Annotated in this window: 12 protein-coding genes and 1 pseudogene; 4 read left to right on the top strand and 9 right to left on the bottom strand. The window is 53.9% G+C overall.

All coding sequences use genetic code 11. The features are described 5' to 3' along the window. Nucleotides 1-169: 169 nt before the first annotated feature. The 5 genes and pseudogenes from VAE48_RS04860 to VAE48_RS04880 all read right to left on the bottom strand — a co-directional run. Nucleotides 170-406: a bL35 family ribosomal protein gene (locus VAE48_RS04860; RefSeq protein WP_322792194.1), complete on the bottom strand. Its 237-nt coding sequence runs from the start codon at nucleotides 404-406 to the stop codon at nucleotides 170-172. Between the two features lie 109 nt (nucleotides 407-515). Then, a complete protein-coding gene (gene infC, locus VAE48_RS04865) occupies nucleotides 516-1115 on the bottom strand; it encodes a translation initiation factor IF-3 (RefSeq protein WP_322792205.1) in 600 nt (199 codons plus the stop codon). Nucleotides 1116-1205: 90 nt separating this feature from the next. Then, nucleotides 1206-1643: a D-aminoacyl-tRNA deacylase gene (gene dtd, locus VAE48_RS04870; RefSeq protein WP_322792195.1), complete on the bottom strand. Its 438-nt coding sequence runs from the start codon at nucleotides 1641-1643 to the stop codon at nucleotides 1206-1208. Then, the gene (trpS, locus tag VAE48_RS04875; protein WP_322792196.1) at nucleotides 1643-2629 is read right to left on the bottom strand and encodes a tryptophan--tRNA ligase; all 987 of its coding nucleotides are present in this window, start codon (nucleotides 2627-2629) and stop codon (nucleotides 1643-1645) included. The genes dtd and trpS overlap by 1 nt, the downstream gene beginning before the upstream one ends. 4 nt (nucleotides 2630-2633) lie before the next feature. Further along, nucleotides 2634-2834 (bottom strand): annotated as a pseudogene (locus VAE48_RS04880) (Rdx family protein); the annotation flags it as partial. A 102-nt stretch (nucleotides 2835-2936) separates the two neighbouring features. Between VAE48_RS04880 and VAE48_RS04885 the strand changes: the two are divergent. Next, nucleotides 2937-3575 (top strand): sugar transferase, encoded by a 639-nt coding sequence (locus tag VAE48_RS04885; protein ID WP_322792197.1) that lies wholly within the window; start codon nucleotides 2937-2939, stop codon nucleotides 3573-3575. Here VAE48_RS04885 and VAE48_RS04890 read toward each other — a convergent pair. Beyond that, nucleotides 3554-4567 carry a hypothetical protein gene (locus VAE48_RS04890; protein ID WP_322792198.1) on the bottom strand — a complete coding sequence of 338 codons (1014 nt, stop codon included), beginning with the start codon at nucleotides 4565-4567 and terminating at the stop codon, nucleotides 3554-3556. The two genes, VAE48_RS04885 and VAE48_RS04890, sit on opposite strands and share 22 nt — an antisense overlap. Nucleotides 4568-4645: 78 nt before the next feature. On the opposite strand from VAE48_RS04890, the gene VAE48_RS04895 reads away from it, so the two are divergent. The 3 genes from VAE48_RS04895 (at nucleotide 4646) to VAE48_RS04905 (ending at nucleotide 7842) form a co-directional block, all read left to right on the top strand. Next, nucleotides 4646-5116 carry a hypothetical protein gene (locus VAE48_RS04895; protein ID WP_322792199.1) on the top strand — a complete coding sequence of 157 codons (471 nt, stop codon included), beginning with the start codon at nucleotides 4646-4648 and terminating at the stop codon, nucleotides 5114-5116. Continuing rightward, nucleotides 5113-6315 carry an SH3 domain-containing protein gene (locus VAE48_RS04900; protein WP_322792200.1) on the top strand — a complete coding sequence of 401 codons (1203 nt, stop codon included), beginning with the start codon at nucleotides 5113-5115 and terminating at the stop codon, nucleotides 6313-6315. Before VAE48_RS04895 ends, VAE48_RS04900 begins: the two co-directional genes overlap by 4 nt. A 66-nt stretch (nucleotides 6316-6381) precedes the next feature. Then, nucleotides 6382-7842 (top strand): phosphoglucomutase/phosphomannomutase family protein, encoded by a 1461-nt coding sequence (locus tag VAE48_RS04905; RefSeq protein WP_322792201.1) that lies wholly within the window; start codon nucleotides 6382-6384, stop codon nucleotides 7840-7842. 134 nt (nucleotides 7843-7976) lie between these two features. Here VAE48_RS04905 and VAE48_RS04910 read toward each other — a convergent pair whose 3' ends face one another. The 3 genes from VAE48_RS04910 to VAE48_RS04920 all read right to left on the bottom strand — a co-directional run. Beyond that, nucleotides 7977-8609, bottom strand: a complete 633-nt coding sequence (locus VAE48_RS04910) for an LPXTG cell wall anchor domain-containing protein (protein WP_322792202.1) — start codon at nucleotides 8607-8609, stop codon at nucleotides 7977-7979. 18 nt (nucleotides 8610-8627) lie between these two features. Further along, on the bottom strand, nucleotides 8628-9677 hold the full coding sequence (locus VAE48_RS04915; RefSeq protein ID WP_322792203.1) for a hypothetical protein: 1050 nt from the start codon (nucleotides 9675-9677) through the stop codon (nucleotides 8628-8630). 45 nt (nucleotides 9678-9722) lie between these two features. Continuing rightward, nucleotides 9723-10798 (bottom strand): glutamate mutase L (locus VAE48_RS04920; RefSeq protein WP_322792204.1); only part of this gene is annotated, 1076 nt, incomplete at its 5' end.

The raw sequence follows: 10798 nt of genomic DNA on the forward strand, positions 1-10798 counted from the left end.
GTGCCGCGCTGGCCTTTGGTAAATTTCAAAACTTTCTTATGTCGTTGATGACCTTGCGGTCCACCTTTTACACGCATTGCTTACTCCTTTGCGAACCCCTGGGCGCCGGTGAGTTCACCTGTTGCAAACACCCAACAGCCGCACTAAAAAAAGAATGAACGAACCGGCCTTAATCCTTCTTGTCGAGATAAGGCGCCAAACGACGAACCCGTTTAATGATGTTTTCCCCTTCAACAGGGAGCATCTCGGTGAAGAGGGCTTTTGTGCGCTTGGAGGTGCGGCGGCGCAGGTGGCTTTTGCCGCCTTTGGTGCGCACAAGCACGCCCGACCCGGTCAGGCGAAACCGTTTTGAGGTTGCCTTGTGGGTCTTGAGTTTGATTTTTCCAGCTTTTGCTTTGCGAGGCACGGTGACTCTCCTCTCGTAAAAATAGTATAACGGTCTGCTTCCGCGACCGCTCATTATACCAGATTTTTGGATTCAAACAAGACGCCGGGCTTGAAAAAAAGGGCAGAAGTTACTCTTCGCTGGCTACTTTTTCGGTGGATTCGACGGCTTTTTTCTTTCCACCTTTGACCGGTGCAAGAACCATGGTCATGGTTTTTCCTTCCAGGGAAGGCATTTGTTCAACGGTGGAAATATCAGCCAGTTCTTGGGCAATTTCCTTTAGATCTTCCAGCGCCAGTTCGGGGTAAGTAATTTCCCGTCCGCGGAAACGAACGGTAACCCGCACTTTCATTCCATCCTGCAGCCAGCGGCGGGCATCACGGGTCTTGAAACCGCGGTGGTGTTCGTTGGTTTTGGGGCGAAGGCGAATCTCCTTGACTTCGATTTTCGTCTGAGATTTGCGGGCTTCGCGTTCTTTTTTGGTACGTTCATAAAGGAATTTGCCAAAATCCATGATCCGGCAGACGGGCGGGGTTGCCCCCGGCGCGACCTCTACCAGATCCAATTCCGCTTCCCGCGCGGCACGCAGGGCCTTTTCGATTGGCAGAACCCCCAGATTTTCGCCATTAGGGCCAATGACGCGTACTTCTGGCACCCGAATGGATTCGTTTACCCGATAATTTGTTGTGCTAATGGGCTTGCTCCTTTCTTTTCCTTTGGTTAAGTTTATTTAGACAAAACCGTCCGCTTTTCTTTCATGCAGCCGGTTCGTAAATGATATTACCACATCTCCGGACGGCGCGTCAACAATTTTTACGCACTATTTTTCCAGCCAGATGGTAACCGGCCCATCGTTTTCAATTTCAACCAGCATGTGGGCACCAAACTCACCGCACTGGACGGGAACACCGAGATCGCGCATAAAATTGGCAAACTGGTCAACCAGAGGGGCAGCCACTTCGGGGGGGGCCGATTCGGTGAAGGAGGGTCGGTTACCCTTGCGGGCATCGGCATACAGGGTGAATTGTGAAACAACCAGGGCTTCCCCGCCAATCTCCAGCAGGGAAAGGTTCATCTTGCCGTATTCATCTTCAAAGATGCGCAGCTGGGCAATTTTGCGCGCCAGCGCCTGAGCAGTATCAGCCGTATCCGCCGGTCCAATGCCGACCAGAATGACCAGCCCTTTGCCGATTTCGGCAATCCGCCGGTCATTCACGCTGACCGCTCCACGTCTGACGCGTTGAATGACCGCACGCATCAGGGTAACCCAATTGCCTGCCGCACTTCCACCATGGTTGCTTCGGCAATCTGACCGGCACGTTTGGCGCCATCTTTCAGCACGTCCCAAACGTAATCCGGATTTTTGGAGATTTCTTCACGGCGCTGGCGGAAGGGCAGCAGGTGATTGTTCAGGTTTTCAGCAAACAGTTTCTTGCAGTCCACGCAGCCAATTCCTGCCCGGCGGCACTCGGTGTTGACCATTTCCACCTGTTCCGGGCTGGAGAAGATTTTGTGCATACTGAATACATTGCAGACAGCCGGGTTTCCGGGGTCGCTGCGGCGGATGCGCTGGGGGTCGGTGACCATTTGCATGACACGCTGGCGGGTTTCCTCCGGCGTGGCAGCCAGTTCAATGTGGTTGTTCAGGCTTTTGCTCATCTTTTGCTGACCGTCAATGCCGATGACTTTGGGCACCTGAGTTACTTTCATTTGAGGTTCGATCAGTACCTGTGTATTGTAGCGATGGTTGAACGAGCGTACTGTTTCGCGGGCAAATTCCAGGTGGGGTGCCTGGTCCACGCCAACCGGCACCACATCCGCTTTGTAAAGCACGATATCAGCGGTCATCAATACCGGGTAGCCCACCAGACCATAATTGACGTTGTGAGGCTGTTCACGGGCTTTTTCTTTGAAGGTGGGTAAATCGGTTAGTTTGCCCAGCGGCGTAACCATCGAAAGGTAGGTATGCAGCTCCATTACCTGCGGCACATGGGACTGGACGAAGACAATCGATTCCTCCGGGCGGATACCCACTGCCAGCCAGTCCAGGGCCATTTCATAGGTGTTTTGGCGCAGGTCGAGGGTGGTTTCCAGCGTGGTCAGGGCATGCACATCCACAATGCAATAAATGCAATCGTAATCTTCCTGAAGGGCAACATAATTCAGCATGGCGCCGAGATAATTGCCTAAGTGCTGCCGCCCGGTAGGGCGTGCACCGGAGAAAACTCTTCCTTTTTTTGCCATAAACTTAACCGCCTTCCTTGATGAAAGATAAGAGCAAATTTTGAACTTCGCCGGGTTCGGCATGACGATGGGTTTGCAGTTTGGAGTAGATCAACTTTCCGTTGACGGTTACTTCAAAGCAGCCTCCATCGGAGGGAATCAGGGTCATTCGTTCGATACGTGCTTCATGTTGTTTGAGCAGACTTACCATCAAACTGATGGCTCTTTCGGTGTAACGTCAGACTGCACAATATTCAATAGTAATCTCCAGTTTCATTGTTTGGCTCCCGCTTTGGAATTGGCTGAATTATAATTCATCTGGCGTTGTATGAAGAGTATACCACTGCAAAAACGGCTATTCGATTTGGTGATCACCCTGCTGGGAATGGTCATTGCTTTGCCGCTCATGGGTATCATTGCTCTGGTCATCTACCTCAAAGAAGGCAGCCCGGTTTTGTTCAAACAGCCGCGCCCCGGTCTGGGGGGCAAAATTTTCACCCTCTACAAGTTCCGCACCATGCGTAATGCCGTGGACAGGCACGGCAACCTGCTGCCGGATGCCGAACGGCTGACACGACTGGGTAAATTTTTACGTTCCACCAGCCTGGATGAATTGCCGGAGCTGTTCAACGTCCTGCGCGGTGAAATGAGTCTGGTTGGGCCGCGTCCGTTGCTGGTGGAATATCTACCCCGTTACACCCCGGAACAAGCCCGCCGCCATGAGGTTCTGCCGGGAATCACCGGATGGGCGCAAATCAACGGGCGCAATGCGCTGACGTGGGAAGAAAAGTTTCGGCTGGATGTTTGGTATGTGGACCACTGGTCGTTATGGCTGGATGTGAAAATTCTCGCCCTGACTTTGTGGAAAGTGCTGCGCCGGGAGGGCATCAACGCCCCCGGATCGGAGACGGCAGAGCCGTTCATGGGCAGTCCAGAAAAATCCGGTCAGGGAACGCTGAGGGGGTAAATCCAGCCTTCTTCCAGTTCCCGCAAGGTTTTCCGCACCAGTTCCAATTTTCCTTCGGTCAGGCGCTCCGGGTTGACCTCGCTAATCTGTGTGACGGCCTGCCAGAGGCTGCCTTCGTCGCCGTTTCGCCAGTTTTGCCATGCCTTTTCCAGCGCGGTAAGCCAATCCGCTTGCAGCGTGGCAATCCACTGATTGCGGTACTCCTCCGGAGCGGGTATGACGGACAAAATGGCAATATTCTGGCGTGTAATCTGATCGAGCAAGGCCGGCTGCAAGAGAGCGGAGTCGGAAAGGTAGATGGTTTCCAAACGGTTTTGCTGGAGCGCATCAAACGCGCCAACCCAGCCTTGCGGGTCTGAATTTGGGGAAAAAGTTGTCGTCTGAGGGAACAACACAATTGGGGCGAAAACCGGGGCGCACCGGCCGCACAGGTAACGGCCTCCGTTCTTAAAAGCATCCTCCATCTGGTTTACAAGCGGATCATCCTGACGAAACATCGCTCCGGAGCGAAAGTCGGGAGCCACGAGTGTGGTAATGAAACCGGCGATGAACGCCTGATTCGCCTTAGAGGAACGGATTACACTGACATTCGGGGAGGCTGGGGTAGAATCGTCGTTAAGGATGATCAGCCTCAGATTGGGAAAGCGCGAACCCCACTCGGTGGTCTGCGAATCGGCTGTGGATAAGACGACCAGTTGCAGATTCTCCGGTGGAGTGTTCAGATCAGCCGGCGTTCGTATCTCAAGGGTGAGATTATCTGCGGCGGCTTTTTGTTCCAGCCAGGGTTGGATACTGGTGGCGGTCATTTCTCCGCCGGGGGGGATAACCAGCCAGACCAGGCCGGGCAAAGGGGTGGTGGGTGACGGCTGGACAGGGCCGGGCTGGTTTTCGCCATTGGAATAACTGGTTGGTTGGGATGTTGGAACACTGGTCGGGTTGGTGGTACAGGCGCCGAGTAATCCAACCATCAATAGCACAGAAGCGATTAACATTTTTCGGAAAGACAGGAGGGAGGACATGGGCTAATTTTACCCGGAAATGCTTTTTTAAGTCTGTATTATAATTGTCTTATGATTGAGATAAACATTCCCGGCCGCGGCGAATTAAGGCTCAACCATCTGGTTTGTGATGTGAATGGCACACTGGCCTTGGATGGCAGGCTGATAGACGGGGTTGGACGCAGCCTCTCGATTTTAAAAGACCGCCTGACGATTCATCTGATCACCGCCGATACCCACGGCAGGCAGGAATTGATTGACCGCCAGTTGAATTTGACCGCCCACCGCCTTAAAGCCGGCAACCAGGCTGAACAGAAGGCTGAATTTGTCCGCTCGCTGGGCGCTGCTCAGGTGATCGCGATTGGGCAGGGCGCTAATGATGCGGCAATGCTGGCGGAAGCGGCGTTGGGAATTTGTGTGTTTTCACGCGAAGGGGTCTCCACCGCCGCCTTGCAGGCGGCCGATATTGTTGTGCCGGATATTTTGAGTGCGCTGGAATTGCTGGAAAAACCGCTTCGACTGATTGCTACCTTACGTCAATGAGTATTCCAAGCAGTGAACCTTTGCTCCCTGAGGATGAAAATCGTCTGCCGCCTGCCCGGCGGCGGCGCGTCCGGCGTTCGCTGCTGCCAGCAGGAGGTGATGAGCGCTCAGCCTTTTTAGAGCAGCTCGCTCATCAGGTAACCCCCGGGTATGAATTTTTCCTTTTCACGTTTCTGGCAGGTGTGATTCTGGGTGTCGCAATTTTACTGGATTCGCCTGCTTTTTATTTACTGGCTGTGTTGTTTGCACCATTTTTAGGCCCCGTTTTGGGGCTTTCGCTGGCGGTGGTAGTCGGCTCGGGCCGATTTTTCCTCAAAGCATTGGGCAGTCTGGTCATTGCCTGTATGCTCATTTTTGGTTTGTGCCTGCTGGCTGGCGGTATTGGCAAAGCGTTTTTACCGGGCAGCACCCTTACGCTTCCGGTCAATTTTTCCCTGTTTTCTATCCCCAATTTCATCGTTCTGGCAATTGGGGTTGGGCTTGCCAACTACATGCTGGTGCGTTCCCCCCGTCAAAAGCCGCTGGTTGCCAGCGTAGCCATTGCCTACGAGTTATTGCTGCCGCTGGGGGTGGCAGGCTTTTCGTTGAGCTATGGTCTGCCCGGCTCCTGGGTGGATGGACTCATCGTGTTTGTTGTTCATCTGGCATGGTCAGCGCTGGTCGGTTCAATGGTTTTGTTTGTGATGGGATTAAAACCCGCCAATGTATTTGGGTATACGCTGGGGTCGTCCATCATTCTCATCAGCCTGATTGCGGTGGTACTGATCACCGGATTAATGACGAGCCAGCCCATCGTGGTGGCTACTTTGCCTACTCCAACCCATACGCTTACCTGGACTTCAACGGCGCCAGCCCAACCTCCCGCCACACCAACCCTTACCCCATCTCCCCCGCCGCCAACACAGTCACCTACCGCGACCATTCAACCGACCTTTACGCCTACTGTGACGGTAACTCCCCAACCGACCCCGGTTTGGGCGCGGGTATTTGCCCCTCAGAGTGATGGCGCCATTGTGCGCGAAGAACCGGATGGAAAAGCACTCACTTCCTTGTTAAATGGCAGTCTTGTTCAGGTGATTTCCGACCCGGTTAAAGGGAACGGGAATACGCTTTGGGTGCAGGTGAGGACTGAAAACGGATTGGTGGGTTGGATGGTGCAGGCTCTCCTTGCAACTGCCACCCCTGCACCGGGATGGTAAATGGAATAAAAACAGGTAAAATGCAGGGCGAATAACCCTGATATATTTTCACAACAGGAGATTGGTATGACAATTCACTTTGGCACGGATGGATGGCGTGCAGTTATCTCGGATACTTTCACTTTCAACAACTTGCGTCTGGTTACTCAGGCAATTGCCGATGCTGTGGCAACTGATGGCTGGCTGAACGGCGCGGGGAATGGACTCAGCCCGGATCCGCGGGTGATGGTGGTGGGATTTGATACCCGCTTTCTTTCGGACCGCTATGCCGCAGAAGCCGCGCGCGTGCTGGCTGCCAATGGTTTCACGGTACATCTGGCACAAGCGGATGCACCCACGCCAGCAATTTCGTATGCGGTGCGCCACTTGAATGCCATTGGCGGCATTATGATTACTGCCTCGCACAATGCGCCCCGTTATAACGGAGTCAAGCTTAAAGCAGCCTTTGGTGGTTCGGCATCCCCTGAACAATGCCGCAAGGTGGAAGTTTACCTTAACGATAACGAAGCTCAGGCGCGCGGTCCAAACCTGATGGAGTTTGAGCAGGCGCGCCAGTTGAAACTCATTCAACGCTTTAATCCAATTCCAGCCTATACCGAGCACCTGCGCCAGTTGATTGATTTTGACCTGATTGCAGAAAACCCTCAGCGGATTGTAGTGGACTCGATGTACGGTTCCGGGCGGGGTGTAATTCGTTCGATTTTGCAAGGAACGGGCTGCGAAGTGTTCGAGATCCGTGGCGAAATGAATCCCGGTTTTGGCGGGGTTCATCCCGAACCGATCAGCCGTTATTTGGGGGCACTGGCGGGGGCAATTGCTACCGGTGCCGGTAGTTTTGGCCTGGCGACGGATGGTGATGCGGATCGGATTGGTGCCATGGATGAACGCGGAAATTTTGTGGACCCGCACAAAATTATGGCGCTGGCTTTGCGTTATCTGGTCAAGAAACGCGGCTGGCAGGGTTCGGTGGTTCGCACTGTATCCACAACGCGGATGATTGACCGGCTTGCCCGCAAGTATGAATTACCTCTGCACGAAACCCCGGTTGGTTTCAATCACATTGCCGATTACATGCTCAAAGAAGAGGTGCTGATCGGCGGTGAGGAATCCGGCGGAATTTCCTTTAAAGGGCATATCCCTGAGGGAGATGGCATTTTAATGGGGTTGTTGATCGTTGAAATGGTCGCCGATTCCGGCGGGAGCCTGGTTGATCTGGTAGATGATTTACTTGCAGAAGTTGGACCGGCTTTTTATGAACGGCGCGACCTGCGTCTGAAGCATCCGGTGGCCAAAGATAAGATGACAGCCCGTTTGCAAAATGAAGCCCCGGCTCAAATTGGCGGAGAAAAAATCATTGAGATCAGCACCCGCGATGGGGTTAAGTACATTTTGTCCGATGATTCGTGGTTGTTGATCCGTCCCTCCGGCACTGAACCCGTTTTGAGGGTGTACGCAGAGGGGCGTTCAATGGATATGGTCAAAGAGCTGTTAAGGTACGGAGAGGAAGTTGCAGCCAGCGTTGCCTGAAAATGCAACCTGTCGCTAGAGTTAAAACAACAATCCCCGACGGGTTTCGCCGGGGATTGGCTTTTTTTGAGGAGCAAGTGCACCCGCGTGTCGGTTGACAGCCGGCTATCTATAAAGTTTCAAACCACTGACGACTAACCGCTGGTGGAAAGCCGCAACCGCCGGACAACCAGCACCACGAAGATCAGCGCCAGAGCCACCCCAAACATGCCGGGCAAACCGACCTCATCCATGAAACCGGTATTGGGTAAGGCTGTCGAAGTGGGGACAATTGTGCCGGGACCGGGTGTGGGTGGAACGGTTGGACTGCCCTGAGCCACTGCGGTAAGAAAGGCAGCGACCGTAGCCGTACGGGCAGCCGAGTCACCTTCCGCAAGGACACCAGAGGTAGCCGTCGGTTGGGGTGTGCTGGTGGCAATCACCACTACTACCGTGGGTGTCCAGGTCGGCGGCAGGACGGCTTTTTCGGTCATGCGCCGGATTTCCTGTACGTAGATATCGGTAGCCTGCTGGGCAATTGCCGTATTTTGGGCGTTGATTTGGGCGGCCTGCTGGGTGTATTCACCGGCGCGGTTGCGGTTGACGATCACGAATATGATGATCACCACTACCGCCAGCACGAACACGCTGGCAATCACGCCGACCACAAGCCAGAAGGTTTTGTTGCTTTTTGGTTCGCCCTCTTCTTCAAGTGGCTGTTCTTCCTGAAAGTCAGGTTTGAACTCTTCAAATGGGTTTTCTTCAGGACTGTTATTGTCTATGTTCATGGGTGCTTCTCCTAGAGGTTATTCTAGCACATCCAGGTTTGTAAGTGGTAACGAAATCTGCTGGTTATTTTCCAAACGAATTTCGGCAACCTGAGCTCGCAGACCTCCCGGCAGGGTGACCCGTGCCGGCCGGATGGCAGTCAGTGTGCCGATTTCACCTGCGTAAGGCGCGCTGAGAATGCGCACAGTTTGTCCAACAGTAAACTCCACCGCATCCATAGGTGTTTGACCCTGCGAAGGCAATGGGACAACCACCTCGGGTCGTTCGCCAATTTCCGGATTCCAGTTGGTGTTAATGGATACTTCCCGTTTTTCATGGGTCTTGAGCAATCGAAAAGCGGCGCGGTTCATGGGGATTTGTCCAAAACCTTCGGTGACCATGATGGGAACAGTGCATTTTTGGGCAGCGGCAATCAAAGCGGCCGAGATGCTGCCTACAATCAATCCGCGCAACGGCAGTTCTTCGGCGGCGTCCAACGCATCCGGTTTATGGATGAAACCGCCAACAACAATCGAACCGCGTAAACTCATATCCAGATTGGCTCGATGAATCTCCTCATCCGCTTGTGAAGCGGCAAATTGCAACATGCCGCTGTTGATTTGACCATTTCCCCAAACGCCTTGAATCAGCGCTCCGTGGGTTTCGATCACCACGCCGCGCTCGGCCAGCACCTCGCTTACAACGCCATTCAAACCTGCTTTCAGTTCAAAATGTTCCCCTGCTTTTTCGAGCAGAATCTGGCCGCGCTGAATGGAAACGATGGTCGAATCAAGCGGGGCGCGAATGACTTTGGGGAGCAGTCCGCCGGTTTGGGCGAGAATATCTCCCTTTTCGACCCGTTCACCAACCTTTCTCTCGATCAAGCGATGCGCCTGTTCAGCCCTTCTCAACCCCAAAATGCGGCGCACATCCACCAGAATATGGCTGCCAGGCAGGTCGGCTTCGGCAACGACATAAGCGGCGTTGACCTCCTGCCCAACCCGCGCCAGAATGCGCCCCTTGCCCGGTAACATGCGTGCCCGGCGAATGTGTGCCAATGGGAGAATGTGGGTGACTGTGGCGATCATTTTCCTTGTGACCTCAATCAACAAAGTGCAACTTTTATACCAGATTTATACGCCAAAGCCGGCTGCCCATTTTTTGAGCATATCGCGCCGCCGGGCGGCATCTGCCGGTAAAGAGATGGGACGGCCGCGAGCATCCACAATGACACCGCACACCCCGCCGATGACTTTAAATGAGCGGGTGGTATCTTTGCCGGTGGGGTCAATCGTGATCGGCCGAAGGGGTTGAAGGTGGACTTTGGCAGTTTGTCCAGCCTGAATGGGTAATGCGGTTATGCTGCCTTGCCGAATTTCCAGACTCACCTGGTTGCCGGCTTCGTATTCCACCTTCACCCTTAGAATGCTTGTCCCGTAGCGGGCGTTACTGAGCGGCGTGATGACCGTTCCAAGGTTGAGATACGCATTCGATTCAATGACCTGAACCGGCAGGATGGTGTTGTTGGTCGAGATAATGCCCAACGCTGCTGTCAGGCCATGCGCGTCCTGAACAAAGGTGGTAATCCCATACGGTTGAAGTCCATCTGCCAGCATCATCAGGCTGATTTGGGGCGACCATTGGGTGAGAGGCATGCCGGCTGCCAGAATCGGTTCGGTTAGTAATGGGGCATTGGGGTAACGGGCGCGGTGCTGGTTCAATCCGCTCCACAGGATTTGGCGAATGGCAGCCTGTTCAATGGCAACCGTTTCGGCGGTGATGGGCAGCAGCGCAGGGTGCAGTGTTTTATGCCAGAGATAATCTTCCACCACACTTTCAGGGATGTGAATGGGCAGCCAGCGGGCAATTTCCGAAACCGGAACGACGCGCAATGCCTGGGCAATGCCCGTTCCCGTTCCCATTGGAAACACACTCACTTCGGAGTTGCCCTGAAAAGCGGTGGCTACAATCAGGTTGCCTGCCCCTAAATCAACACCCATGACTCCTTTTGCAGGGTTATTGATACGGCTCAGGAAACGAATCATTCTGGCAAAGGCGAAAGGCGCAGAAAGCGGTTCTACTGCCAGAATGGAACGATAGGATTGCAATCCCCCAATCTGACGCGAGCGGATGTGAAATTCGGCTTCAGCGAGGACATCTTGGGCGGGGGAAAGATTTTCAACATCAATCTCCGGCCGCAGATTGGGGG

Source organism: Bellilinea sp., from assembly GCF_034432615.1.
Classification (GTDB): Bacteria; Chloroflexota; Anaerolineae; order Anaerolineales; family Anaerolineaceae; genus Bellilinea.

Coding starts and splice junctions, on each gene's coding strand:
- dtd (WP_322792195.1), bottom strand. CDS start 1,643: ATGCGTGCGGTCATTCAACGCGTCAGACGTGGAGCGGTCAGCGTGAAT.
- trpS (WP_322792196.1), bottom strand. CDS start 2,629: ATGGCAAAAAAAGGAAGAGTTTTCTCCGGTGCACGCCCTACCGGGCGG.
- VAE48_RS04885 (WP_322792197.1), top strand. CDS start 2,937: ATGAAGAGTATACCACTGCAAAAACGGCTATTCGATTTGGTGATCACC.
- VAE48_RS04890 (WP_322792198.1), bottom strand. CDS start 4,567: ATGTTAATCGCTTCTGTGCTATTGATGGTTGGATTACTCGGCGCCTGT.
- VAE48_RS04895 (WP_322792199.1), top strand. CDS start 4,646: ATGATTGAGATAAACATTCCCGGCCGCGGCGAATTAAGGCTCAACCAT.
- VAE48_RS04900 (WP_322792200.1), top strand. CDS start 5,113: ATGAGTATTCCAAGCAGTGAACCTTTGCTCCCTGAGGATGAAAATCGT.
- VAE48_RS04905 (WP_322792201.1), top strand. CDS start 6,382: ATGACAATTCACTTTGGCACGGATGGATGGCGTGCAGTTATCTCGGAT.
- VAE48_RS04910 (WP_322792202.1), bottom strand. CDS start 8,609: ATGAACATAGACAATAACAGTCCTGAAGAAAACCCATTTGAAGAGTTC.
- VAE48_RS04915 (WP_322792203.1), bottom strand. CDS start 9,677: ATGATCGCCACAGTCACCCACATTCTCCCATTGGCACACATTCGCCGG.